Raw genomic sequence first — 25,519 nt, 5'->3', positions numbered from 1 at the left:
ACATAGTCTATTGATAAACCTCTTTATTTACGATTTGTAGCATTGCATTGCCTTTGGCTACTGCCAATAGGTTGTTCGCTGCCATGATAGCCATTTTTGTGCGTGTTTCTATTGTAGCGGATCCGATATGTGGCAATACACACACATTAGACATTTGTAATAGTGGATTGGTTAGGGACATAGGTTCAGGATCTGTTACATCCAATCCTGCACCCCATATCTCACCCTTTTGTAAAGCGTCGATTAGATCTAGCTCATTTATGACTTTCCCTCGTGCTGTATTGATGATAATAGAGGTTTTTTTCATTTTAATGAATGCCTCCTTATCAAATTTGAATTGTGTAGCTGGCGATAGGTTTGTATGTAAAGATATCACATCAGACTGTGCCAATAGATCCTCGAAAGATACATAATGCGCATCAACTTGATTTTCGGCTACTTCATTACGACTTCTATTGTGATAGATAATATTCATATTATAAGCTGCTTTAGCTTTTATCGCTAGATCTAGACCGATACGACCTAATCCATATATTCCTAGTGTTTTACCATTGAGCTCAATCCCTAAGTCTTGCATAAATTCAAAATCATTCCATTTGCCTTCTCTTACATCGTTAGCCCTAAAAAATGCTTTACGAGAGACTGCGAGCATCAATAGGAATGCAACATCAGCGGTGGCACCACTGAGTACTTCCGGTGTATTTGAAACGGGGATGCCCAATGCTGTGGCAGCATTGATATCTACATGGTCATAGCCAACAGATGCTAGGGCAATACCTTGGAGATGTTTACACGATTGTAGAAAATGATTATTTAAGTCCGCATGTCCTACATTTAATAATAAATCTACTTGTTGACAAGCTTGGATAAGTTCTTCTTGGCTAAGTTTTTTGTCATCCGTATTAATGATAACTTCTAAGCCATTTTTGATGAGTTCATCAATTCCGGGCTGCGGTATATTTCTAGATATAAAAACTTTCATTTCCTATATTATTTGCTACAATGTACCTAATTTATTTTTTATTACTATAAAAAGTATATAATTAAGTGTTTTTTGTAGCTGTATAGGTAAAAATATTTCTTATTTAGTGTTGTTTGGTTGTTGTGCTTTATTTTTGCTGTATTGTATAGCTGTGTTCTTTGTTTTTTACGAATTCAAATACCATCTTTATGTATTGAAGATGGTATTTGCTTATATTTTTATGTAATTTATTATTTCTTATGAAAGAAATTGCTGATTTCGTTCAAAGATAATGCATTTAAGCATTTTTCTTTCGATAATCCTCCTTTACGACCTACGAAAACACCATAGTGCATATCATGTAGTCCTTCGGTACGGTGTGCATCTGGATTGATTGAAAGTAATACCCCTTTTTCTAAGGCATAGCGGTGCCATCTCCAATCTAAATCTAAGCGTAGTGGATTGGCATTGATTTCTATGACCACATTATTTGAGGCACAGGCGTCAATAATCTTTTTGAAGTCCAAGGGATAGCCTGCACGTGCTAATAATAATCGACCTGTAGGATGACCTAGAATAGTTGTGTATGGATTCTCGATTGCTTTGATCAAACGTGCTGTAGCCTTCTCCTCATCCATCTTTAGGTTGCTGTGTACGGAAGCTACTACAAAGTCAAATTTCGCCAATATATCGTCTGAGTAATCTAAAGAACCATCTGAAAGAATATCTGACTCTATACCTTTGAATATTTTGAATGGTGCCAATTGTTCATTTAACTGATCTATTTCTGCCCATTGTTGAGTCAATCGATCTATATTCAAGCCATTGGCGTATACTGCAGTTTTGGAGTGATCACAGATCCCTAAATATTCAAGACCTAATTCTTCTTTACTATAACGTGCCATCTCTGCAAGTGAATGTACGCCATCAGAATAGGTAGAGTGGTTGTGTAAAGTACCTTTCAAATCCTCGAAGGTGATCAATTGTGGTAATTTATTCTCTCTAGCCAATTGTATTTCATCCAATCCTTCACGTATTTCGGGCTCTATGTAGCTTAAACCTATAGCTTTGTATATTTCTTCTTCTGTAGCTAAGGCAGGAAGATCATTGTTTATTTCTTTTATTAAATTGAGGTGTGCCGTTGACCCTGTTGTTTCCAATAAATCTTTAGCAAAATTAGATTCGTTACTACTGTATATGATGAAATGACATGAATTTTCATCTGTGAATATTAACTTATTATCTTCCTTCTTAACGGTAATATCATTGTTCAGCGACTGTATCGCTTGTTCAATTCTATCTACTGGAGTATCGACGATTAGTTCTACTTGTTGCAATACTTCCATTTTTCTTCTGAAATCTCCAGTATAAGAGATTTTATTCTCAGGAAATGCTTTTACTAAGCTGTTGTATATATTTTCGGCAAATGGTACTACTTTAGCATATAAGAACCAGCCTTGATTGTCGAGTGTGAATTCGATAGATTTTTTAATATCTTCCTGTGTTTTTAAACCAAATCCTTTTGCTTCTATAAGTCGGTTTTCATTGCATGCATAGTATAATTCACCTACAGATTCAATAGCTAAATCATTCCAAATAATCTGTACTTTTTTAGGACCCAATCCTTTTATCTTAAGCATCTCTAGGATTCCTGCTGGTGTCTTTTCAATAAGCTCTTGAAGGTCATTGAAGGTCCCTGTTTGAATGAATTGTTGAATTTTTTCTGCTGTACTTTTACCAATACCCGGTTGTTCGCTTAATTGATCAAATGTAGCTGTAGCTGCCGCAATGGGGAGTTTATCTATTTTGAACGAGGCACTAGCTATCGCTTTACTACGAAAAGGATTCTCGTTGTGCAATTCCATCAATTGCCCACAAAGTTTGAAGGCACGTGCTATCGTTTTATTATCCATATTAAAAAAGTTATTTATCCCAAAAATACTAAATATTACTTTTAGTATTGGCACCAGTAGGCGGAAGTCCCCATATTTTGGAGAATCAATTACAGGTGAGGGCATAAAAAAATGCCGACAATTTAATATTGTCGACATTTTACGTTTTATGTTTGTTTTAAAAAAGGTCTATATTATTCAGCAGAACTAGCTTCTTTTATTTTTGGTTCTGGTTGTGGTCTATTGTATCTGTTTACAATAAGTCGGATACCTGAGTTTTTAGTTAAAAATTTGATAGACCAGTTTACAAATGTTACTAATTTATTACGGAATCCAAAAATTGAAACTAAGTGAACAAACATCCATGTCATCCAAGCAAAGAATCCTTTCAGATGTAATGACCCCATGTCTACGACTGCTCTGTTACGACCTACGGTAGCCATTGATCCTTTATCAAAATATTTGAAGTTCTCTTCGTTAGGTTTGTTTGCTAGAATATTACTAATATGCTCAGCTACGTATTTACCTTGTTGTTGTGCTGCAGGAGCAACGCCAGGTAAGCCACGTGGTGTTTCTTCTGTGATCATAGCAGACACGTCTCCGATAGCATATACGCCGTCCATACCTTCGATTTGACATTGTCCATTGGTACGAATACGATTTCCTCTTTCGATATAATCAGCGTGAATACCTTCAGGGTATTGACCTTTTACACCGGCACCCCAAATTACGGTTTTCGTACGGATGCTTTCGCCATTATTAAAAGTGATAGTATTACCGTCGTAACCTGTCACTTGTGTATTGGTCATCACTTTAATACCTAATTCTTTCAAATAACGTTCCGCATCGCGGGATGATTTTTCAGATAGGGCACCTAATATCTTTGGAGTTCCTTCGACCAAGTACACGTTCATTTCGTGCTCGGTAAGTTCAGGATAATCTTTCTTAAGCATGTGCAATTGGATCTCTGCAATAGCACCTGATAACTCAACACCTGTTGGTCCACCACCTACAACAACAAAGTTAAGGTAAGCTTCACGCTCCGAAATATTTTTATGTAATACTGCTTCTTCTAGATTTTGAAGAACGTAGCTACGGATATTTAAAGCTTCTTTGATACTCTTCATTGGCAAAGAATATTTCTCTACTTCTTGATTTCCAAAGAAATTACTTGTAGCTCCTGTAGCAATTACTAAGTAATCATAGTCATATGTGCCTACAGAGGTATGAACTTCTTTTTTTTCATTATCAATACGTAATACTTCAGCCAAACGGAATCTAAAGTTAGATTGCGATTTAAACATTTTGCGTAGAGGGAAAGATATTGAATCCTCTGCTAATGTACCTGTAGCAACTTGGTACATTAATGGTTGGAATGTATGGAAGTTATTACGGTCTATCATAACTACTTCTACTTCCTTATCTTTCAGTTTACGTGCAACTTCGACACCACCAAAACCACCACCAATTACGATGACACGAGGGAATGAACGTTCAGAACGATTTAGCAACATATGTTTCTAATTTTATTAATATAAATGCACTGCAAATATCATAAAAATACCTTGGATATCAATGCAAAAAAAGTAATAAAAATATAATGAAATTGAAATATAATTAGCTTTAATGTAGAATTAAGACATTTCTAATTGCTTAAACAACTTCTACTTAGTGTATAAAATACACATTTCTTGAAATTAACCTTTAATTTTGATGGATAAACCTTTCTTTTCGTTCTTTTTATAATGCTGAGCGCCCAATCTACTGGAGTGATTAGCGTCTGCTAAAGGATTCAACAGATCTAATTCCTGCTCTTATGGATGGGATAGATTTTCTGCTCCATCTAGTATTTGTAAATGCCAATTGGCATATAATGTACTTCGTTCATAGTTTTTTTTATTAATACTCGTTATAATTTTAGACTAACCAAGGTTGGTAAATCTAGTTAATATATAATTACTCAAAAAATGGGGTTGCCCAATTAGGAGTTGGATATAAATTTTAATTTATGGAAATTAGACCCACTTTTAAAATGCTATTGACCGGTTATCTTATGTTTTTGTCCCGTATTGCGTGCAATGTTCATAAAAACGGTTTTTCGTGAACTTACGGTTATCATATTTAGCTTTTATTAACTATTTAATATTTTAAAAAATGAAATTATTTTAATATATGGAAGGTGTAAATCTTATTGCGTTATTAATCACAGGAATTATTATAAGTAAAGTTATTATAGCCGTTTTAATTTATTATTTAGTAATAAAAAATAAAGCATTAAAAGAACAACAACAAAAATTGCTTTTAGCTAATGCGAAATTGAAAACACAGCGTGATAAAATTATTAATCAGAATAAAGAATTAAAATCTTCAGAAGAGTTTAAAACCAAGGTACTTTCTATTGCTTCTCATGATTTGAGAGCACCTATTTCATCAATGGAAATGTTGTTAGATTTTGGGGATGTAGCTTCTATGTCTCATGAAGATATGAAAAAGGTTTTTGCAGAATTAGCTAGTCAATTGTCTATTTCTCGCAAGATGATAAATGAAATCTTATTATGGACAGATTCTCAACTCCGTCAGAATATAGATAATAAAGAAGTATTTGGTTTAGTGGATCAAATTCAGAGTATAGCACCATTGTTTAAAGAAGAAATTCAACGTAAAGGAATTGTATTAATGATTGATATAGAGCGAAGTTTTGTAGTTTATATGTCTAAAGATATTTTTTCATTTGTCGTAAGAAATGTTTTGAGTAATGCTGTGAAATTCTGCAAGAATAATGGAACTGTACAAATCGGTTTTTCTTCAGACAATAATAAAGTTAAGCTTTTTGTTCAGAATGAGGGAGAAGAATTAGCATTAGATTATTTAGAAAAATTAAATAGTAAATCTAGCTGGAACTATAAGAAAAATAAGAATAGCAAAGGAGGAGCGGGGCTAGGGATTTCATTATGTAAAGATTTGTTTAAACGTATTGGAGGAAGTATTAAATTTGAAAATAAAACTGGGGTCGGGCTAAAAGTGAACATAATATTTCCGTCAGAAGGTCCAAATTTCACCCTGTTTCACTCTTCGTCGAAAGTTGTCGATAGTATTTTTGGTTAGTATTACCTTAGAGTTCCTACCTAAGTGGTCTTTACTTTGAAGCAGTTATTAAATTGTAAAATTATTAACTTATACAGTAGCACTTTTTAGAATTCATTCGTTTTTATAGTACAACATATACATAAATTATGAAAATAAACTCAAGTTATTTCTTATTACTACTTATTAGTGTATTTACTGCATGCAGTGACTCGGACAATATAAGTCCAGATGAAAACAGTGGTGGTCCATCTTCTAATTCGTATTGGCCCTTAAAAATTGGTAATCAATGGGACTTAGTTAACACGGAAGATAATACCGACAAAATGGATTATTTTGTTCATAAGACTTTGGTGCATGATGGTAAAACCTATTTTCAATTTAAACCTATAGGAATTGAAGATGATGATCTTACTTATGGTTTTAGAGAGGAAAATGGAATATTTTATGATTTACATGGAGTAATGTCACATAATGGTATTACAATATCTGCAGGTACATTAATATCAATGAATTTAAACTTAAATGTCGGGCAAGTTTGGAAAGATGAGATAACATTAGATGTAACTGGTGTTTCCTCTGGAACAGTGAAACATATAAATGAGGGTAAAATTTTGGATAAAGTAGATAATGTTACTATTAATGGAAAAAATTATAAAGACATTATTAAAACTGAAACCAAAAAAACCATAATAAATAGCATTAGTAGTTATACAACTGTTATTACTTACGAAACATGGCTTTCAAAAGGCATTGGTATAATTTTTGAAAAAACAACGTATGCTGAGTCAGATCAGGTCAGTTATGGTTTAGTCAATTATGCTCTAAAATAGTTATAGTATAAAATAAAGCTATTAATTTATGACACTATTTAAGTATTGTGTATATACGCATCTATTTTCTTAAGTAGTTAATTTAAATCAATCGTTTCGGTCGATCTATTATTTTTAGTTTGTGATTTATATATTACAAACTATAAATATCTTATTGTTGTAAGTATTCTGATAGATCGCTCAAAATGCTCGAGAATTTTTTAAAGACAATCTGTTTCCTGATTATCTATGTTGTAGATAATCAGGAAACAATAAGCAATCTCAAAATGTTAGGTGTGACTTGGATAAGAATTCTGACTATATGTACAATAGTAAATAAATTTCAAGCCAGTTTCTAGCATTGATAAAGCTGATCCTACCGGAGTTTTTAGTAGATATTTTGGTATTGTCAGAAATCATAAAGTTTATGACATCAAAATAAATTGCATATTTAGGTTACCTCGCTTAAAGCGATAATAGTCTTGTAAAATATGTAGATTAAAATCTTAGTTATTGATCAGGGTATGCATAGTTGAAAGCTCAATGTACCATCAAAGGAGCTTCACGGGAACCATATAGTATTAACTTTAGTTTTCTTGCATACGTATTTATATCAGCTATAGCTTATAGTTTGTTATAATTCAATTATTTTTCGAATATATGGCTCTATTTTTTCAGGTTTTGTAAATGGAGCAAACCTTTTTATAGGATTTCCATTTTTATCTATTAGAAATTTAGTGAAGTTCCATTTTATTCTATTTCCAAAAGTACCTGGAAGTGCAGCTTTGAGATATTTGAATAGGGGGTGTGCATTGTCACCATTGACTTCAATTTTGTCGAATATAAAAAAACTAACCCCATAGTTTACCTGACAAAATTCTTGAATTTCTTCGGAATTACCATTTTCTTGATTTCCAAATTGATTGCATGGGAAAGCTAGAATTACTAATCCTTTGTCTTTGTACGTTTGATAAAGATTTTCTAATCCCTCATATTGTGGGGTAAGACCACATTTGCTAGCTGTATTTGTGACAATAATTGTTTTTCCTCTAAATTCACTAAGGCTAATTGTTTTTCCATTTAGAAGCGTTGCGTCAAAGTCATATATGTTTTTTTGCATTATTTTTCTTTTTGTTAAAGTAATAGTTAAACGAGTTAGTAGCCCATAGTACCCATATGATTAATACTGGCTGAAAGAATAAACGGGTCATTCTTTTTTGATCTGTATCTAAGCCAAAAGCATCAATGCCATTCATATATTGCGAGATATTACCTGGGAATATGATGATGAAAAATAGCGCTAAGGCCATTCCAACTTGTGGTTTGTATTTTTTTAAGAAAATTAAACTAAGACCGAATACTATCTCTATTGCGCCAGATGCCAGTACTACAAAATCTACAAATATTGGATGTTGCGGCAGCCACATCGGTACTTGAGCTTGAAATTCTATTCTTTGAAATGTAAGATGACCAATGCCAGCAAGCATCATAAATAGGCCTAGTATGATTCGTAGTATATTACGAATAGTGCTGCTGATCATAAGGTATATTTTAGTGCTGTTTTTATCAAAAATCAATTGTACTAAGATACCAAATAAAGAATGATTGTACTGAGTAATAAATGTTTGTTTTGTATCATAAAATAAGTCCTCAATATTATAGTTGAGGACTTATTTTAAAGGATTATGCTTATAATGGTAATTCTGTTTTTTAAATTTATTCCAGTAACGGCTTTTGTTTATTACTTAATGATGCCAAATTTGTAGATAATAGTTGCGGTATATTCTTCTCCTGCTTTTAGTACTATGCTAGGAAATGATTCTTGATTTGGACTGTCGATATAATGTTGTGCCTCCAAACAGAGCCCTCCATTTGTGATATATCTGTTTCCTGATTTACCTATGTCATCAGATAGATAATTTCCTGTATATAAGTGTATTGTCGGTAAATCGGTAGATACTTGAAGCTCAATTCCTGTTTCAGGAGCATAAACCTGAGCTACAGATTTGCTGATTGGATTGTTGTTAACAAAAGAGTGATCAAAGCCATTTGCAATTTGAATCTGCGTATTAGTACGGTCTAGATTAGTAATAATTTTTTTAGAACTCGTAAAATCAAAAGGTGTTCCTGCTACAGGTTCAATATGCCCCAGTGGTATTTGATTGCTATTGATTGGTAAATATTCGTTCGCCTCAATCTTTAGGTAGTGACTTAATACATCACCTTTGCCTTCACCATTCAAATTGAAGTAGGCGTGATTGGTCATATTCAAAATGCTGTCTTTGTCCGTTGTAGCTCTATATTTAATGACTATTTCATTATTATTTGTCAATTCGTAGCTAACATTGACTTTTACCTCACCAGGGTAACCTTCTTCACCATCTGCGGAAACATAATAAAAATCAATTCTATTCGTAGAACTTCGCTGTCTATCCCATAGTTTGGTGTGAAAACCATGCGGGCCACCATGAAGTGCGTTGGGGCCATTATTTTGTGCTAGATTATACTCAACCTCATTCAAGGTGAATTTTCCATTTGCTATTCTATTACCAACACGACCAACGGTTGTACCGTGATATTTTTCCTTCGCATTCAAGTACTTTGCTATACTGTCAAAACCTAATACAACATCGATTAAGTCGCCTTTGTTATTAGGTACCATGGCTGATACTAAACGTGCACCGTAGTCAGTGAGTGCAATTTGCATACCTGCACGATTTTTAAGTACAAATAAATGAGAATTTTTTCCGTCGATTTTACTTTCGAACAGATCCATATTTGGTAATTGGTATATTGTCATAATATATATTAGCAAGTTTTTATAAAAATAATAAAAAACTAATAGATGATGAAAAGTTGTTATGAAAGTATTATTTTTAAGCATTATGAAAACTACTAGCTCAATTACGTTCGCTCTTGTAGCGCTGGTTTTATTAGTTTACACTTATTTTTGTGTAGATCAGCATCATTATTTTCTAATTAATGCTGCATGGAATTCTAATTTGATCGAAGCTAAGCTGATAGCTTATTTAATTGCAGGCTTAGGATTCTGTTTTTCTATTTTTTACGCTGTTTTTTATAAGGTTTTATATTCACCAACATTAGTAATCGCACATATATTATTATATTTTTTATTGGTTATCAATGTTATATTATGGGATAATAATATTTTTTCTTTACAAGAAGTAGTCGATTCGCAAGGATATAATACCATCGGCGAAATAAAAAGTGAATACAGTAATGTAATAGATAAAGATCACGCTTATCGTGTCTTATTTTGGGTGTTTTTAGTAGCTCAGACTATTGGTCTATTAAATTTGGTGTTGGGATTTTTTAAATCAAACAAGGATTAACTTCTCTTCATTTCAGGACTTAAACTGTATATTTGCCTTGCAAAAATCCTTAGATATTAATGAATTGGAAACAACTTTTATCTGCAAAGAGATGGGGGTATGAAGACCGTATCCCTAATGAACAATTTGATGCTAGATCCGAATTTCAACGTGATTATGACCGTTTGATATTCTCTTCCCCATTCCGTCGCTTACAGAATAAAACGCAGGTTTTTCCGTTGCCAGGTGCTGTTTTCGTACATAATAGATTGACACACAGTTTGGAGGTAGCTTCCGTAGGTCGTTCACTGGGCAGGCTTTTTTATAATTTGATGAAGAAGCAAAATCCTAATATTGACGAAGATATTCCTTATCTACAAGAGGTAGGCAATATTATTTCGGCAGCTTGTCTGTCACATGATTTGGGTAATCCTGCATTTGGTCACTCTGGGGAGGCTGCTATTTCTTCTTTCTTTATCGAAGGAAAAGGAATGAAATATCGTGAATTGGTATCGGATAGGCAATGGTCAGATTTAACACATTTTGAAGGGAATTCAAATGCTTTACGTATTTTGACGCATGCTTTTAATGGAAAAGATGATAAAGGATTTGCCTTGACATACTCCACATTGGCTTCTATTGTAAAATACCCATGTGCGGCAATTGATGGTCATGTAAAAGGTATTCTGCACCGTAAGAAATATGGCTTCTTTGAGCCGGAAAAGGAATCTTTTGAACGTATTGCGCAAGAATTAGGAATCAAGAAAGATCCCGAGAATCCCAATGGTTATTTACGTCATCCTTTAGTTTATTTGGTAGAAGCTGCAGATGATATCTGTTATAATATTATTGATTTGGAAGATGCTCATCACCTAAAGATCCTTTCTTATAAAGAAGTCGAAGATCTTTTATTACCATTATGTGGTGGGGAGGATTTGCGTAATCGATTAGATAGTTTGAGTGAAAAAGCAAGCCGAGTAGAATTATTGAGAGCAAAAGCGATTAATACATTGATCAATGGATGTGCTGAAGCTTTTGTCAAATATCAAGACGATATAATGGCAGGTACATTCAATAAATCATTGGTTGATGCTCTGGATGTAGATATTGTAAAGCAGATGAAAGTAATCTCTAAAATATCTGTTGCAGAGATTTATAATGCACGTACTGTTGTGCAGATTGAAATAGCAGGTTATCGTGTGATGAATTCATTGTTAGAAGAATTTGTACCTGCGTATTTGAAAACAAATAAGACGATGTTTGACAAGAAGCTTGTGGCATTGATTCCGACTCAGTTTCATACCGATAAAGAAGATGCTTATTCAAAAATAAGAACGGTTTTAGATTTTGTATCCGGAATGACAGATATATATGCTGTTGATCTGTATCGTAAAATCAAAGGAATAGAAATAGCTTCATTAGATTAATAGAAGGGATGGGTAATTTGAGGTTAAAACTAATTTCTCCAATTCTAAATATTTTATTTTAACACATTTAAAGCGAAGGGAGAGCAATGTAATGTTTATATCGCGCATTTATTATCTCCACCTAATGTATAAGCTCTAATATTATATAAATGAAAGTAGTAATAGCGGAAAAACCTTCGGTAGCTAGAGATTTGGCACGTGTGATGGGGGCCAAGGATGTGAAAGACGGATACATCGAAGGTAATGGTTATGCATTTACCTATGCTTTTGGCCATCTAGTACAATTGTGTACTCCTCAAGCTTATGGCTACAATACATGGTCTATATCTAATTTGCCTATAATTCCTACGCAATTTACTTTGGAAGTAAAAAAAATCCGAAAAGATGGCAAGCAGATGGATGATGCTGGGGCATTGAAGCAGGTCAATATTATAAAGAGACTGTTGGATCAGGCTGAGGAAATTATTGTAGCGACGGATGCTGGGCGCGAGGGAGAATTAATCTTTCGTAATATTTACTATTATTTGGGCTCTAAAGTACCCTTCAAGCGTCTGTGGATCTCTTCACAAACGGATAAAGCGATCAAACAAGGTTTTGAGAATTTGAAAGATGGTGCTGAATATGATAGCTTGTATCAGTCGGCACGATCACGCTCAGAATCGGATTGGTTGATAGGGATCAATGCTACACAAGCCATTACTTTAGCGGCAGGCAACCGCGGTTTGTTGTCATTAGGGCGTGTTCAGACGCCTACTTTAGCCATGATATGTTCGCGTTACGTAGAGAATAAAGATTTCAAACCACAGACCTTTTATAAAATTCAAGCAGGTTTTGAGAAAGCGAATATCTCTTTTAAAGCTACTTCTGATAAAATAGAAAAAAAGGAAGAGGCGCAAGAAGCAATTGCTAAATTAGCAGTTGGTGCTGAAGTTAAGGTGGTAAAAGTAGAAGCTAAAGAAACTAAAGAGCAACCACCATTATTGTTTGATTTGACTTCTTTGCAACAGGATGCCAATAAGAAGTATGGTTATTCGGCAGATCAAACTTTAAATATTGCGCAGACGCTTTACGAGAAAAAAGTAATTACTTATCCACGTACTGGTTCTCGATATATCGGTGAGGATGTATTTGAACAAATAGAATCTCTATTTCAACATTTGGCAGATACTGCGGATGAAGGTATTGCGGCAATCTCCAAAAATTTGATTGGAGCGAAGCTTAATAAACGATCAGTCGATGAAAAGAAAGTAACAGATCACCATGCCTTATTGGTGACAGATGAGAAACCTGGAGCTATGCTTAAGGAACAGCAGAATATTTATAATATGATTGCTAAGCGTATGGTTGAGAGTTTCTCGGAGGTATGCCTTAAGGATATAACGACGGTTACGATAGATGCAAAAGGAGTGGAGTTGATCGCCAAAGGTACCGTAATCCGTCAGTATGGATGGCGATTGTCATCCGATCAAATCGAAATTCCGGATGAGGATAAGAATACCGATGATCAAGACAACGAGAATGCGCAATTACCAAAATTGTCTGCGGAGGAAGTTATAGAGATTCTTTCTTTGGAGTTGTCAGAGCGCTTTACAAAAGCTAAGCCTATTCATACGGAAGCCTCTTTGCTGAAAGCAATGGAAACATCGGGCAAGGAGATTGAAGATGAGGAGATGCGTCAAGCGATGAAGGATTGTGGATTAGGAACCCCTGCGACACGTGCAGCTACTATCGAAACTTTATTTCAACGTGATTATATTAAGCGTGAAAAGAAAAAATTAATTCCTACAGAAAAGGGGTTGACCGTGTATAATCTAGTCAAAGATCGTTCTATTGCTAAAGTGACCCTGACGGGAAAATGGGAGCAGAAGTTGGAGGAGATGCGTGCCAATAAAGTATCGTATGATGTCTTTATGAAGCACATTAAAGACTATACAGCGAAAATAACCAAAGAGCTATTACAATTGCGTATTTCTATTGCTCATGAGGAGGTAAAACCCCAACAAAAAGGGACAATAAAATGCCCTAAATGTGGCCCGGGTAATATACACCTCTATGATAAGCTGGCGCAATGCGATCATTATGCTCGTGGTTGTGATTTTAAAATATGGCGTACGTTGAATGGTATTTTCTTAGACGAAAAGGAAATGAAAAACCTACTCGAAAAAGGGAAAACTTCCGAATTGAAAGGCGTGAAAACTAAAGATGGACAGATTGTAAATGCTTCTTTAGTATTTCAAGATTTTAAGGTGAATATTGCTTGATAAAAATAAGAGGCTGCCTTTTTTGAGACAGCCTCTTACTGTTATATTGAAAAGACTATGGCTTTTTTGAAGTATTAGTTTTCTATAGCTGCCGCTTTCTTTAAAGCTACTTTTTCTTTTAGCCATTGGCAAAATTCATCTATTCCCTCACCATTTAAGGCACTAATAGTTTGCACTTCTAAGTTCGGATTTACTTCTCTAGCATCTTTTGTTACCGCTTCAATAGAAAATGGTACATAAGGCAACAAATCAGATTTTGAAATTAACATCAATTCACTCGTCAAAAACATACGCGGATATTTCTTAGGTTTATCATCACCTTCTGTTGTCGCTATTAATGTGACACGATAATCTTCTCCCAAATCAAAAGCTGAAGGACAAAGTAGATTACCTACATTCTCGATAATTAATAAATCTACATGCGCTAAGTTAATATGATCTAAAGCTTGTAAAATCATCTGCGCTTCAATATGGCAAACGCCACCTGTTACGATTTGTAAGGCATCAATACCTACTTCTCGCATACGTACAGCATCGCGTTCTGTCTCGGGATCACCTACTAATACAGATATTTTGAGGTCCTCGCTAATACGTTTACCTATTTCTTGCAACAAGGTAGTTTTTCCTGATCCTGGAGAAGAGCATATATTAATTACACAAATGTCTTTTAAGCGCTCACGAATAGCATTTGCGACATAATCGTTTGCTTTTAGTAAATGTAATGTTGTATTTTCACACTGTACAGAACCTACTCTGTTACCGGCGCTTTTTGGATTTTGCGTTGTCATAATAATCTATCCTTTAAATTTTACTTATTCAATAAAAAAAACTTGAGAAATATATAATTCCGTTCCTTTGACGATAATCGATGAAGGTGTTGAACAGTTGTCACAAACAAATTTGTGGTATTTCACGATAAAAGTTTTGTTACATTTTTCACAAAAAGCTTCTATTTCGTTAACCTTAACCTCTAGTTCAATATTCTTGTATTCTGAATTTTCTTCAATAAAGGCAGCAAAGGAATTTTTTATTAATATGGGTTGTACATTTGATAATAAGCCTGCGGTAATTTCGATTTTTGTTATTTCTACAATTCTATCGCCATAATTTTCAATTAACGTATCAAATATGTTTTTTACAATGCTTAATTCATGCATAATTATTATTTATTATAGAAAAACTAATTATTAGCTAGATAACTATTGATATCTACCTGTAGATTTTCTCTCACTTGTTGTTGAGAACTGGCTTATAATTCAGGTGAAAGATAGATAACCTCTATATAATGAGATTTCTACTATACTTTGTTATTAAATTACAACATATTATCTATATATTGTAATTTAATAACAAAGCTATGTGCAAAATAGTTTTATATCTGTTAAAAAAATTAGCTTAGATATTATAACTTTTATGGAATAAGTATTTGTATTTATTTTTCTTTCCCATTAATCATTTTGGAAACTATACCTGATTCATTCGTGAGCTCTCCAATAACAATACCTATGATATGCAAACCAAAGAATATTGGAAACCAATATAAACTGTATTTGTGAATAGGTTCCACTAAGGATTTGTAGGTTCCCCCGCCCCACATCATATAAAAACCTGTTATGATATCGATAAATACTAACGCATAAAAAAGTATATATACTATTCCTTGAAACTTCTCTTTCCAAGTCAATCTATGGTTGAAAGGATTAGGAAATCGAATACCTTGAGTAATCATATATACTATCCGCAAAGTAAAGAATAGTAATATCGAATAGGCGAAAATAATATGCCATTGCCACATAGGTGCTAATAATTGCTGGCCTATTGCGTTTAGTGATTCTTTGGGGATTTGAAGATGATTTGTGGATTCTTGGGATTCAATTATATTGGCTAGATTATTCCGATTCATCCAATTCATTCTTAAGAAGCCAGTAATAAATAGCCCCAACATGGATACGCCGATTATAAAATGAAGTACACGGTGTGGTAAAGAATACTTTTTCATAGGATGCATTTTTTGTATCAACAATTCTAAAGTGATTTAGTTTTGATATATCCAATGCATTATAAGGCTATACGCTATTACCTTATGGAGGGATCTAGGCATAGGGCATTATTGCTTATTCTTATTTTAAATTAAAAGGGCGCACTTTTTAGCGTGCGCCCTTTTAAGGTAATGATATGTTCCCTAATCTATATTTTTGGAATTTATTGTTGTTTAAAATATACTATAACCAACACTTACTGTCCATAAATTTAGCTTTTGCTTAGGTCCATCATATTTGCTAATATTTCCTAAGCCTAATTCGTAACGTAAATCAACTGAAAGCATTAAGACATCAATTCCAGTACCGAATACTAGAGAAGAAAATTGCTTTTTATAGTTCGTTAATGCCTCATTCTTTGCTTGGTTTATACTTTTTCCGTATGGGTTGTTTTCATTGATTACAAAAGAAAATAATGGCCCAGCTTGTAATCTAGCATTTACCAAACCGAAATTAAACTTTTTACCTATTAGAATAGGAACATCAATGTTTGTAAATTTGATATCACCTTTTAATAACTCTCCCGCTGCATTATCTAGATCAGGGTGAATTGTTGCAGATTTGCTCGTGAAGTACGCTTCAGGTTGTACAAAGAAAGAGGCTACTCCTACACGTCCCCATATACCTGCTTGATAACCAGCTTTGGAATCTGAATTAAACCATTTGTCATTGGATTTCAATTCTGAGAAGTTTAATCCCGCTTTAATACCTAATTTTAGTTCTTGTGCAACTGTGATGCTCGAAGCACAAAGTAAAGTTAATACAGTAATTATTGTTTTTTTCATAGATAAAATCCTATTTTTAGGAATAAATAATAGTAGCTAATTGAATCAATATCTAAATCATATAAATAATGACACAGCTCAAAATTACTAAAACGGATTGGGAAACACTAAAAATAAAATTATCTAGGAAATATAATAGCTTAACAGATAGTGATTTGTATTATGAAGAAGGCCATGAAGTAGCATTAGTAGAGAAATTGGCTAAGCGTCTGCATAGAACTACAGAATATGTAATCTTCACATTATCAAAGGAGTTAAGTGATTTATCCAGTAATCGTGTTTAATTTTATACTTTTGTGGAAATTTCATGGCGTGATTTTGAAAAAGTTGACCTTAGGGTAGGGACTATTGTTGAAGCAAAGGATTTTCCTGCAGCGCGTAAGCCTGCATATCAGCTTCTGGTAGATTTTGGAGACACTATAGGTTTACGTAAGTCTTCAGCTCAAATTACTGCTCTATACAAGCAGGAAGACTTAATTGGACGGCAGGTGATAGCCGTTATTAATTTTCCGAAGAAACAGATAGGTAAGTTTATGTCCGAATGCTTGGTAACAGGTGTAGCTGACGAGGGTGGTAATATTGTATTAGCTACGGTAGAAAGAAAAGTTCCTAATGGAACTAAATTAATTTAATAGATGCGTGTTTATAGTTTTGATTTAGAGGGTAAAGATGAGGTCAATGTTGATGAGATGTATATGCGTGAAGCATATAAACTAGCGCAACAGGCTTTTGAAGAGGATGAGGTTCCTATTGGAGCAATCATTGTGTCGCAAGGAAAAATAATAGGTAAGGGATATAATCTTACCGAACGGCTAAATGATGTGACGGCACATGCCGAAATGCAAGCTTTCACCGCAGCAGCTAATTATCTCGGTGGTAAATATCTTAAAGACTGTACTTTATATGTTACTGTGGAGCCTTGTGTCATGTGTGCTGGTGCGTCATATTGGACCCAGATATCACGTGTTGTGTATGGGGCAAGGGATGAAAAAAGAGGATATTCGTCTTTTCATGAAAAGATAATACACCCCAAGACTGAAATTGTTGGCGGCGTATTAGAAGCTGACTGTGCAGAATTAATAAAATCATTTTTTCGTAATAAAAGGTAGTTTTTCTACATTTAAATGAAATAGATGAACTATTTCACTATTTGATTTGTTATATTCGTATATTAAAATTGGTAAATTAAACTATATATTACTATGGCATTTGAATTAGAAGCGTTACCATACGCTAATGACGCGTTAGAACCACATATCGACAGAGAAACAATGGAAATCCACCATGATCGTCACCATCAAGCTTATGTAGATAACTTGAATAAAGCGATCGCTGGTACAGATGCTGAAAATGCTTCTTTAGAAGACATCATCACTAATATCAGTAAATATTCTCCTGCTGTTCGTAATAATGGTGGTGGTCACTATAACCACAAATTATTTTGGTCTATCTTAGGTCCTAATGCTGGTGGTGAGCCTACTGGTGAGTTGGCTACTGCTATTAATGAGACTTTTGGCTCTTTTGCGGAGTTAAAAACTCAATTACAAAATGCTGGTGCTACACGTTTTGGTTCGGGTTGGTCTTGGTTGATCGTTGATGCTGCAGGCAAATTGGCTGTAACTTCTACTCCAAATCAAGATAATCCATTGATGGATGTTGCTGAAGTAAAAGGTACACCTATTTTAGGTATTGATGTATGGGAACATGCTTACTACTTAAAATATCAAAATAAACGCCCAGCTTATTTAGAGGCAGTTTTCAATGCGATCAATTGGGATGCTGTAGCTGCTAATTACGCTGCTGCAAAATAATTGTCGTTGAGACGATACAAGAGGACGATATAGCTTACTATATCGTCTTTTTTGTTTAGTGTTATTCTGATCCTTTGTCTTGCAATAGATTTGGAATGTTTTTTAGTAGTTTTGTGGTATGAAACCCATACAGTTTACCGTATCCGTTTATGGCGAGGGTGTATTTGCCGTTTTAGAAGATAAGAAAGAAAACTTCTATAACTATTATCACCGTCATGATGAAGCCCAGATTACCTATATCCTAAAGGGTAAGGGGACGATTATGGTAGGAAATATTCTTCAGTCGTTCCAGTCGGGTGATGTATTTGTCTTAAAGCCTAATGAGCCTCATATGTTGGACCGGGAGTATGAAAATGAAGAAGAGAAGGGGGATATTCATGCTATTCATATTTTTGTTAATCTAGAACGTATGAAGAAGCTGTATCATATTCCGGAATTTGAATTGATAAAGGATTACTTGTTAGATCTGGATACAAGCAAAAAATTGGATAGTCCTATATCGGGATCTATGATTCATTATTTTACCAATCTCTTGGTAAAGACAGGGATGCCTAAGTTTACAGAGTTTCTCTCCTTATTAAATGTGTTAGCTATTCACAAATCCGATGCTGTCTCGCTGTATTCTGGGGTACGTAGTTTATCGTACTCGGATAAGGATGGTGTGCGTATTAGTCAGGTTTACAAATATACTTTCGATCATTATCATGAGGATATATCTGTAGATCAACTGGCATCTATAGTGCATATGACGCCGACATCATTTTGTAAGTTCTTTAAGAAACATACTATGAAGACTTATATCTCTTTTCTTAATGAAGTTAGAATTGAGAAAGCTTGTCAAATTTTATTGAATAATAAATCAGAAAATATTGCTGAGGCAGCTTTCCAAGTAGGCTTTAATAATATCGTTCATTTCAATCGTGTTTTTAAGTCTATTACTTCGACTTCTCCCCGCAAATATATTGCATTACACAGTAGAGAATTACATTAATCCAAACCTTTAATAGTCTTTATTTGGTACTATTTCCTTACATATAACGATATGTAGTGTTTTTAGGGCATAATAGGTTAATTTTTGGGCAAACATAGTTTAAATTTAAGCTTCTTTTATGTGTAACTTTAGATGAATAAAATTTTGAATTATGTTAAAAGGATTTTTTAATGTTCCTGCACCGATAAATGAGCCCGTATATTCATACGCTCCAGGTTCTAAAGAGAGAGCATTGTTGAGAGCTGCTATTACTGAAGCTCGTGCACAAGAGATAGATGTTCCGATGTATATTGGCGCTGAGGAAGTACGTACGGATAAAAAAGTAAAATTAACTCCTCCTCACGATCATCAACATGTATTGGGCTATTATTCTCAAGGTACTGCAGCGCATGTAACTGCTGCTATCGATGCTGCTTTAGCGGCAAAATCTAATTGGGAAAATTTAGCTTGGGAGCAACGCGCGGCAATTTTCTTAAAAGCGGCAGAGTTGATTTCTACTAAATATCGCTATAAATTGAATGCTGCAACGATGTTAGGACAATCAAAAAATCCATATCAAGCAGAGATTGATTCAGCATGTGAGATTGTAGACTTTTTGCGCTTCAATGTTCAATACATGTCAGAAATATATAGCCAACAACCGCCCGCTAACAGCAAAGGGATTTGGAATCGTGTAGAGCAACGTCCGCTAGAAGGATTTGTTTTTGCATTGACACCATTTAACTTTACAGCTATCGCAGGTAATTTACCTTCTTGTGTAGCTATGATGGGTAATGTGGTAGTATGGAAGCCCTCAAATACACAGATTTATTCCGCCAATGTATTGATGCAAATCTTCAAAGAAGCTGGTCTTCCAGATGGTGTTATCAATTTGGTATATGTATCTGGTCCTGATGCTGGTGAAGTAATCTTCAAACACCCAGATTTTGCAGGTATCCATTTTACAGGATCGACTGGTGTATTCCAAGATATTTGGAAAACTATAGGTGAGAATATCCACCTTTATAAAACGTACCCTCGTATCGTAGGAGAGACAGGTGGTAAAGATTTTATCTTAGCACACGCTTCAGCAGATATCAAAGTATTAAATACAGCATTAGTACGTGGTTCATTTGAATTTCAAGGACAAAAATGCTCAGCTGCTTCACGTGCTTATGTTCCTCAATCATTATGGTCTGAATTGAAGGGCTTGATGGAAGCAGATATCAACTCTTTCAAAATCGGTGGTACAGAAGATTTTTCTAACTTTATCAATGCGGTAATTGACGAAAAAGCTTTTGATAAGATCGCTAAATACATCGATAGAGCTAAAGCTTCACCTGATGCTGAAGTAATCATCGGTGGTGAATATGATAAATCTAAAGGTTACTTTATCAAACCTACAGTTATCTTAGCTAAAACTCCAGATTATGAAACACTTTCTGAGGAGTTATTTGGTCCAGTGTTGACCATCTATGTATATGAAGATGCTAAATTTGAAGAAACATTGAAATTAGTAGATGCTACATCTATATATGCATTGACAGGTTCTATTATAGCACAAGACCGTTATGCTATTGCGCAAGCTACGCATGCTTTACGCAATGCTGCAGGTAACTTCTATATCAATGACAAATGTACAGGTGCTGTGGTAGGCCAACAACCATTTGGTGGTGCTAGAGGATCAGGTACAAATGATAAAGCAGGTTCGATGATCAATTTATTACGTTGGGTTTCTCCGCGTACCATCAAAGAGACATTTACACCAGATACAGACTATAGATACCCATTCTTATCTGATGAAGACTAAGAATAGATAATAGTATAAAGTACCAAAGCCAAGTAAAATATTTACTTGGCTTTTTTTGTAACGTTTCTTTCTAATCGAATACTAATAAATTATATTTTTATTAAATTAAAGAAAAATAGCACTTATCGATATTCACCATTGTTGGATGTCTATTTGCTGATGTATTATGTTAAGATTATTTATAACCGATGTTTTCTAAATTACTTCTATTAGAATGGAGATCTTTTTTTAGATCTGCGAGTCTGGGCAGAGGGATTGCTGTCAAACTTTTTCTAGCTTTTATAGGACTTTATTTCCTGCTTTGCTCCATAGGTCTAGGAATAGGCTTGTATTTTGTACTCGACAAAGGTTTTCCCAATGAAGAGCCTATGGTATTAGTCAATAATGTGTTGTTGTTTTGGTTTATAGGGGAGTTTGTAATGCGCTTTATGCTGCAAAATTTACCTGTAGCAGATATTAAACCTTTGTTGGTACAACGTATAGATAGGAATAAGATTATTCATTTTTTAATGTTCAAATCTTCCTATGCTTTTCTCAATGTATTGACTTTGGCTGTAGCCCTTCCTTTTGTAATCGTCAATTTTATGGAATCTACCTATTCTATGTTTCAATTACTAGCTTGGCTAGTAGGCGTGTCTGGTTTTGTCTATTTCAATAATTATTTGAACATCTGGGTACAGCGACGTTTTTTAAATGCCTTAAAAAATTTAATACCCTTTATATTGGGTTTGTCAGTACTGATAGGTTTAGAATATTTTGGTATTTTTTCAATATCCAATTTATTTGGTCAATTCTTTAATGCGGTATTAGCGTATCCTATTTTGGGAGTTCTTCCTATTATTATTGCGATTGCAATGTATAGAGTAGTATTCATTGATCTCAAAACAAATATTTATTTGGATACTTATTTAACCAAAGAAGAAAATAATGCATTGACATCAAATCTGAGTTGGCTAGATAGATTTGGGGTTCTAGCACCATTTATGCAACTGGATATAAAGTTGATCATGCGTAATAAGAGAGCAAAAAATACCGTGCTGTTAAGTCTATTTTTTCTATTCTATGGATTGCTTTTTTATACTAATACCAGTTTTGGAGGCTCAGGATATATGCTGGTATTTGTAGGTATATTCATGACTGGAATTTTTATTATCAATTTTGGTCAGTTTATTCCTGCTTGGGATAGCAGCTATTTTCCGTTACTGCGGACGCAGCCCATCATGATGAAGAACTATTTGACTTCCAAAGTGGTATTGATGTATATCTCGGTATTTATACTTACTCTTTTAAGTACATGCTATGCATATTTTGGCTGGGATAAGGTATACCTCAATTATGCTTGTGCTGTCTATAATATAGGTATAAATATCCCTGTCATATTGGCTTTCAGTATGTATAATCGTAAAAGAATTGATTTGGCGCAGGGTTCCATGTTGAATTATCAAGGTATGGGGATTACGCAATGGCTGATTAGTATACCTTTATTGGTATTTCCTATCATGATATGGGGAGCTACCCAATTTTTATTTAGTGTGAATACAGCCAACTTAGTATTAATAGTTATAGGATTGATCGGTTTATTATTCCATAAGGTAATTATCAATGCTGTCGCTGAAGGGTATATTCAAAAAAAATATTTAATACTAGAAGGTTTTAAACAAAAAGCATAATATTATTTATAGATGATACATATTCATAACCTAACAAAAGAATACAATGGTGTAGAAGTTCTTTCCATTGATAGTATAGAAATAAAAAAAGGAGAGAGTATAGGTTTAGTTGGGAATAATGGCGCGGGAAAGACGACGCTGTTTAGTTTACTTTTAGATTTGATACAGGCTAGTACTGGAGAAGTTTCTATTAATGGTTTTAAAGTAAATGAAAGTGAGCAATGGAAAAATTTTACAGGCTCTTTTTTGGATGAAAGTTTCCTGATCGGTTATTTGACAGCAGAGGAGTATTTTTATTTTATTGGCGATTTGCATCAGATGAGTAAAGATGCTGTTAATGAATTTTTAACTCAGTATAAGGAGTTCTTTAATGACGAAATATTAGGGAAACGCAAGTATATACGTGATCTATCAAAGGGCAATCAAAAGAAAGTAGGTATAGTAGGGGCATTAATAGGTAATCCTGAATTGATAATATTGGATGAGCCTTTTGCTAATTTAGATCCTAGTTCTCAGTTTAGACTTAAGGAGATAATACGTGAATTGATGGCAGCAAAGCAAGTCACTATTCTTATTTCAAGTCATGACTTATCACATACTGTCGAAATATCAGATCGCATCATCGCTCTAGATAAAGGCCGTGTCATCAAAGATATAGCGACTTCTTCGGAAACATTGACTGAGCTAGTGTCTTATTTCTCGGTGTAGCTTTCTCTTATTTATGCTGAAAATGCGATGCTTTGCATCATGTCATTACTACTTAAAAATGGAAACAATTTAAATCAAATTTTTTTTCGTCGAATGAAAATCTTGCTAAAGAATAGCTAACAATATATTTGATTGATGTAATCACCTTCTTATAGCAGAATCTAAGTTATTTTTATTCTTCATAAGAAGGTACTATTTGTATAAATTAAATAGGCATGAATATTGATAAAAAAATGAAGCCTTGAGCCGGTAAATTTTTAAGCATAAAACCAATAGCTATGGAAAAAGTGAATGTTAAGAAATACAGCAATGGAGAGATTACAATTATTTGGGAGCCGGCCAAATGTGAACATTCTACAATATGTTGGAAAGGAAAACAAGGACTTCCACAGGTTTTTAATCCGCTTAAGAAGCCTTGGATATCTATTGATGGAGCGGATAGTCAAACTATAATGTATAAAATCGATCAATGTCCATCTGGAGCATTAAGCTATTCTAGAAATATGGATTTACTAGATAAGGATATATGAAACTTTTCATATCATTTTTTTACCCTTAATAGCTACCTGGTATAGATAGTTTTTTCTCTCACTTTCATTCGCACAATAGTCAATTAGTAGCTATAAAATAGGTTATTTCTAACACAAAAAAATCGAAATTCTCTTTAAAGTAATAGCTAATAATCAAATTTATCTCTTTTAGCGGGAGAGGACTTTTACAGAAGTTGCCTTTCAATACGATTCTCTTGAGCTAATGAAAATCGTATTATTTTTCTTTTGGTATATTTCATTCTATTCGTCTATTCTTTACAACAAATAGGGCTTTGAATCATTCAAAGCCCTGTTTGTTGTAAAGAACACGTTAATTAAAAAGTAATTTCAATTTTTAATTTAATAATTCATATTGAATTACAGGTTTTCCACGTGTACCACCTTCAGTACCTCCAAAACTATTAAATCTCAGCTTATAGGTGTTTCCTTTAGCATCTTTTATCACATAAAAACGGTCGAATAGTATGCTTCGTGTATTCATATCAATAGTTCTCCAATTAGCACCTATTACATCTCTGTCTTTACTAAAAGTGACGGAAGAGCTTGTTAAATTTGCAGTATTAAAAGTCTCATAAGTAATATTTCCTGCGATCATGACTTCCGCTACTTCAATGTTAGCAAACGTATTTATAAATACTAAATCTGAATAGCTATAGGCTAATGGTACTCCTCCAGGCGTTTTATAAATGGAATTTCCCCATACAAAGTCCCAATCTGATTTTGTAGGTTCTACGCTAACTTCGCTGCCTGTATTTAAGGATATAAATTTGAAGTTGTAGGCTGGGTCTTTTTGTATTTGTACAGTACTGAAATTTGTGGTTTGTGTGATCGTACCATATTGTAAGGTATAACCACCAGTTGTATTTCTCGTTACTTTGAATTTTAGCCATGGTCGTGCAGGAATACCTCCGCCCGTACCTCTATTTAATAGTATAACCCTGTTATCCGTATCTGTGACAGACACTTCCGGTATAACAGTGGAGGTGATACTCGCATTTAAGTTATCAAAAAAGGTGAAATGCTCTGCTGAGGGCGCACGTAGATTGGTCGATAATGTTAGATTTAAAGTGTCCGATTCTCCGACTTCTGTCAAATTAGTCTTAGGTAATACTAAAGCACCAGCACTTGTCGTGTTATTTAATATAACTCTGAAGTTGGCCCCAGCGTAAAAACCTAAATCCCAGCTAATACGTGCCACGGGACTTTGGGTATCAGTACTTAGATTGACATAAACAATATTTCCAGCAGCGGCGCCGTCTTCAGCACCAATAAGCCCCTCCAGTGTCAATGTGCTTACTGAAGGTGCTGGCACAACGATTGTAGGTTCTGTTTCATTTTTAGTACAAGCAGCAAGGCTTAAGGCTATGCTTATTGTTATTATTAGTTTATTAATTCTATTCATGATA

General features: G+C 34.2%; 25 protein-coding genes. 14 read left to right on the top strand and 11 right to left on the bottom strand.

The features are described from left to right. Positions 1-7 precede the first annotated feature (7 nt). The 3 genes from IP023_RS07090 to IP023_RS07080 form a co-directional block, all read right to left on the bottom strand. Positions 8-982, bottom strand: coding sequence for a 2-hydroxyacid dehydrogenase (locus IP023_RS07090; RefSeq protein ID WP_241789568.1), 975 nt, complete (start codon positions 980-982; stop codon positions 8-10). A gap of 230 nt (positions 983-1,212) precedes the next feature. Beyond that, positions 1,213-2,874, bottom strand: coding sequence for a DNA polymerase/3'-5' exonuclease PolX (locus IP023_RS07085; RefSeq protein ID WP_241789567.1), 1,662 nt, complete (start codon positions 2,872-2,874; stop codon positions 1,213-1,215). Positions 2,875-3,047: 173 nt separating this feature from the next. Then, positions 3,048-4,367, bottom strand: a complete 1,320-nt coding sequence (locus IP023_RS07080; RefSeq protein WP_241789566.1) for an NAD(P)/FAD-dependent oxidoreductase — start codon at positions 4,365-4,367, stop codon at positions 3,048-3,050. Positions 4,368-5,025: 658 nt separating this feature from the next. Here IP023_RS07080 and IP023_RS07075 point away from each other — a divergent pair. Beyond that, the gene (locus tag IP023_RS07075; RefSeq protein WP_241789565.1) at positions 5,026-5,958 is read left to right on the top strand and encodes a sensor histidine kinase; all 933 of its coding nucleotides are present in this window, start codon (positions 5,026-5,028) and stop codon (positions 5,956-5,958) included. A 128-nt stretch (positions 5,959-6,086) separates the two neighbouring features. Then, on the top strand, positions 6,087-6,770 hold the full coding sequence (locus tag IP023_RS07070; protein WP_241789564.1) for a hypothetical protein: 684 nt from the start codon (positions 6,087-6,089) through the stop codon (positions 6,768-6,770). Positions 6,771-7,383: 613 nt separating this feature from the next. On the opposite strand, the gene IP023_RS07065 is transcribed toward IP023_RS07070, so the two are convergent. The 3 genes from IP023_RS07065 to IP023_RS07055 form a co-directional block, all read right to left on the bottom strand. Further along, complete coding sequence (locus IP023_RS07065) at positions 7,384-7,869, bottom strand: glutathione peroxidase (protein ID WP_241789563.1); 486 nt, start codon at positions 7,867-7,869, stop codon at positions 7,384-7,386. Next, a complete protein-coding gene (locus tag IP023_RS07060) occupies positions 7,850-8,290 on the bottom strand; it encodes a DoxX family protein (RefSeq protein ID WP_241789562.1) in 441 nt (146 codons plus the stop codon). The genes IP023_RS07065 and IP023_RS07060 overlap by 20 nt, the downstream gene beginning before the upstream one ends. Before the next feature lie 200 nt (positions 8,291-8,490). Further along, positions 8,491-9,549 carry an aldose epimerase family protein gene (locus IP023_RS07055; RefSeq protein WP_241789561.1) on the bottom strand — a complete coding sequence of 353 codons (1,059 nt, stop codon included), beginning with the start codon at positions 9,547-9,549 and terminating at the stop codon, positions 8,491-8,493. An 85-nt stretch (positions 9,550-9,634) separates the two neighbouring features. Here IP023_RS07055 and IP023_RS07050 point away from each other — a divergent pair, with 85 nt between their 5' ends. From IP023_RS07050 to IP023_RS07040, 3 genes are all read left to right on the top strand, one after another. Continuing rightward, complete coding sequence (locus IP023_RS07050) at positions 9,635-10,102, top strand: hypothetical protein (RefSeq protein ID WP_241789560.1); 468 nt, start codon at positions 9,635-9,637, stop codon at positions 10,100-10,102. A gap of 59 nt (positions 10,103-10,161) precedes the next feature. Next, positions 10,162-11,508: a deoxyguanosinetriphosphate triphosphohydrolase gene (locus tag IP023_RS07045; protein WP_241789559.1), complete on the top strand. Its 1,347-nt coding sequence runs from the start codon at positions 10,162-10,164 to the stop codon at positions 11,506-11,508. A gap of 149 nt (positions 11,509-11,657) precedes the next feature. Beyond that, positions 11,658-13,769 (top strand): type IA DNA topoisomerase, encoded by a 2,112-nt coding sequence (locus IP023_RS07040; RefSeq protein ID WP_241789558.1) that lies wholly within the window; start codon positions 11,658-11,660, stop codon positions 13,767-13,769. 74 nt (positions 13,770-13,843) lie between these two features. On the opposite strand, the gene hypB is transcribed toward IP023_RS07040, so the two are convergent. The 4 genes from hypB to IP023_RS07020 form a co-directional block, all read right to left on the bottom strand. Beyond that, on the bottom strand, positions 13,844-14,557 hold the full coding sequence (gene hypB / locus IP023_RS07035; RefSeq protein ID WP_241789557.1) for a hydrogenase nickel incorporation protein HypB: 714 nt from the start codon (positions 14,555-14,557) through the stop codon (positions 13,844-13,846). A gap of 24 nt (positions 14,558-14,581) precedes the next feature. Further along, entirely contained in the window at positions 14,582-14,926 is a 345-nt protein-coding gene (locus IP023_RS07030; protein WP_241789556.1) for a hydrogenase maturation nickel metallochaperone HypA/HybF, read from the bottom strand. A 275-nt stretch (positions 14,927-15,201) separates the two neighbouring features. Continuing rightward, complete coding sequence (locus tag IP023_RS07025) at positions 15,202-15,768, bottom strand: cytochrome b/b6 domain-containing protein (protein ID WP_241789555.1); 567 nt, start codon at positions 15,766-15,768, stop codon at positions 15,202-15,204. Positions 15,769-15,981: 213 nt separating this feature from the next. Beyond that, positions 15,982-16,593, bottom strand: a complete 612-nt coding sequence (locus tag IP023_RS07020; RefSeq protein ID WP_241789554.1) for a porin family protein — start codon at positions 16,591-16,593, stop codon at positions 15,982-15,984. A gap of 68 nt (positions 16,594-16,661) precedes the next feature. On the opposite strand from IP023_RS07020, the gene IP023_RS07015 reads away from it, so the two are divergent. From IP023_RS07015 to IP023_RS06975, 9 genes are all read left to right on the top strand, one after another. After that, on the top strand, positions 16,662-16,877 hold the full coding sequence (locus IP023_RS07015; RefSeq protein WP_241789553.1) for a hypothetical protein: 216 nt from the start codon (positions 16,662-16,664) through the stop codon (positions 16,875-16,877). Between the two features lie 12 nt (positions 16,878-16,889). Beyond that, on the top strand, positions 16,890-17,225 hold the full coding sequence (locus IP023_RS07010; RefSeq protein ID WP_241789552.1) for a tRNA-binding protein: 336 nt from the start codon (positions 16,890-16,892) through the stop codon (positions 17,223-17,225). A 3-nt stretch (positions 17,226-17,228) separates the two neighbouring features. Continuing rightward, entirely contained in the window at positions 17,229-17,702 is a 474-nt protein-coding gene (locus tag IP023_RS07005) for a nucleoside deaminase (protein WP_241789551.1), read from the top strand. 93 nt (positions 17,703-17,795) lie between these two features. After that, positions 17,796-18,404: a superoxide dismutase gene (locus IP023_RS07000; protein ID WP_241789550.1), complete on the top strand. Its 609-nt coding sequence runs from the start codon at positions 17,796-17,798 to the stop codon at positions 18,402-18,404. 118 nt (positions 18,405-18,522) lie between these two features. Continuing rightward, positions 18,523-19,395, top strand: a complete 873-nt coding sequence (locus tag IP023_RS06995) for an AraC family transcriptional regulator (RefSeq protein ID WP_241789549.1) — start codon at positions 18,523-18,525, stop codon at positions 19,393-19,395. Between the two features lie 151 nt (positions 19,396-19,546). After that, entirely contained in the window at positions 19,547-21,184 is a 1,638-nt protein-coding gene (gene pruA, locus IP023_RS06990; RefSeq protein WP_241789548.1) for an L-glutamate gamma-semialdehyde dehydrogenase, read from the top strand. Between the two features lie 188 nt (positions 21,185-21,372). After that, positions 21,373-22,854 carry a DUF5687 family protein gene (locus IP023_RS06985; RefSeq protein ID WP_241789547.1) on the top strand — a complete coding sequence of 494 codons (1,482 nt, stop codon included), beginning with the start codon at positions 21,373-21,375 and terminating at the stop codon, positions 22,852-22,854. A gap of 12 nt (positions 22,855-22,866) precedes the next feature. After that, entirely contained in the window at positions 22,867-23,562 is a 696-nt protein-coding gene (locus IP023_RS06980) for an ABC transporter ATP-binding protein (protein WP_241789546.1), read from the top strand. 278 nt (positions 23,563-23,840) lie between these two features. Continuing rightward, entirely contained in the window at positions 23,841-24,092 is a 252-nt protein-coding gene (locus tag IP023_RS06975) for a (4Fe-4S)-binding protein (RefSeq protein ID WP_241789545.1), read from the top strand. Between the two features lie 355 nt (positions 24,093-24,447). Here the strand turns inward: IP023_RS06975 and IP023_RS06970 are convergent, their stop codons facing one another. After that, entirely contained in the window at positions 24,448-25,515 is a 1,068-nt protein-coding gene (locus tag IP023_RS06970) for an HmuY family protein (protein ID WP_241789544.1), read from the bottom strand. Between the last annotated feature and the right edge of the window lie 4 nt (positions 25,516-25,519).

This window comes from Sphingobacterium rhinopitheci, from assembly GCF_022627575.1.
GTDB classification, from domain to species: Bacteria; Bacteroidota; Bacteroidia; order Sphingobacteriales; family Sphingobacteriaceae; genus Sphingobacterium; species Sphingobacterium rhinopitheci.
Note: the sequence above shows the minus strand (reverse complement) of the source record. Positions and strands in the feature narration are given on the sequence as shown.

Coding starts and splice junctions, on each gene's coding strand:
- IP023_RS07085 (WP_241789567.1), bottom strand. CDS start 2,874: ATGGATAATAAAACGATAGCACGTGCCTTCAAACTTTGTGGGCAATTG.
- IP023_RS07080 (WP_241789566.1), bottom strand. CDS start 4,367: ATGTTGCTAAATCGTTCTGAACGTTCATTCCCTCGTGTCATCGTAATT.
- IP023_RS07060 (WP_241789562.1), bottom strand. CDS start 8,290: ATGATCAGCAGCACTATTCGTAATATACTACGAATCATACTAGGCCTA.
- IP023_RS07020 (WP_241789554.1), bottom strand. CDS start 16,593: ATGAAAAAAACAATAATTACTGTATTAACTTTACTTTGTGCTTCGAGC.
- IP023_RS07055 (WP_241789561.1), bottom strand. CDS start 9,549: ATGACAATATACCAATTACCAAATATGGATCTGTTCGAAAGTAAAATC.
- IP023_RS07090 (WP_241789568.1), bottom strand. CDS start 982: ATGAAAGTTTTTATATCTAGAAATATACCGCAGCCCGGAATTGATGAA.
- IP023_RS07030 (WP_241789556.1), bottom strand. CDS start 14,926: ATGCATGAATTAAGCATTGTAAAAAACATATTTGATACGTTAATTGAA.
- pruA (WP_241789548.1), top strand. CDS start 19,547: ATGTTAAAAGGATTTTTTAATGTTCCTGCACCGATAAATGAGCCCGTA.
- IP023_RS07075 (WP_241789565.1), top strand. CDS start 5,026: ATGGAAGGTGTAAATCTTATTGCGTTATTAATCACAGGAATTATTATA.
- IP023_RS07040 (WP_241789558.1), top strand. CDS start 11,658: ATGAAAGTAGTAATAGCGGAAAAACCTTCGGTAGCTAGAGATTTGGCA.
- IP023_RS07025 (WP_241789555.1), bottom strand. CDS start 15,768: ATGAAAAAGTATTCTTTACCACACCGTGTACTTCATTTTATAATCGGC.
- IP023_RS07050 (WP_241789560.1), top strand. CDS start 9,635: ATGAAAACTACTAGCTCAATTACGTTCGCTCTTGTAGCGCTGGTTTTA.
- IP023_RS07000 (WP_241789550.1), top strand. CDS start 17,796: ATGGCATTTGAATTAGAAGCGTTACCATACGCTAATGACGCGTTAGAA.
- IP023_RS07070 (WP_241789564.1), top strand. CDS start 6,087: ATGAAAATAAACTCAAGTTATTTCTTATTACTACTTATTAGTGTATTT.
- IP023_RS06970 (WP_241789544.1), bottom strand. CDS start 25,515: ATGAATAGAATTAATAAACTAATAATAACAATAAGCATAGCCTTAAGC.
- IP023_RS06985 (WP_241789547.1), top strand. CDS start 21,373: ATGTTTTCTAAATTACTTCTATTAGAATGGAGATCTTTTTTTAGATCT.
- IP023_RS07015 (WP_241789553.1), top strand. CDS start 16,662: ATGACACAGCTCAAAATTACTAAAACGGATTGGGAAACACTAAAAATA.
- IP023_RS06995 (WP_241789549.1), top strand. CDS start 18,523: ATGAAACCCATACAGTTTACCGTATCCGTTTATGGCGAGGGTGTATTT.
- IP023_RS07045 (WP_241789559.1), top strand. CDS start 10,162: ATGAATTGGAAACAACTTTTATCTGCAAAGAGATGGGGGTATGAAGAC.
- IP023_RS07005 (WP_241789551.1), top strand. CDS start 17,229: ATGCGTGTTTATAGTTTTGATTTAGAGGGTAAAGATGAGGTCAATGTT.
- IP023_RS07065 (WP_241789563.1), bottom strand. CDS start 7,869: ATGCAAAAAAACATATATGACTTTGACGCAACGCTTCTAAATGGAAAA.
- hypB (WP_241789557.1), bottom strand. CDS start 14,557: ATGACAACGCAAAATCCAAAAAGCGCCGGTAACAGAGTAGGTTCTGTA.
- IP023_RS06975 (WP_241789545.1), top strand. CDS start 23,841: ATGGAAAAAGTGAATGTTAAGAAATACAGCAATGGAGAGATTACAATT.
- IP023_RS06980 (WP_241789546.1), top strand. CDS start 22,867: ATGATACATATTCATAACCTAACAAAAGAATACAATGGTGTAGAAGTT.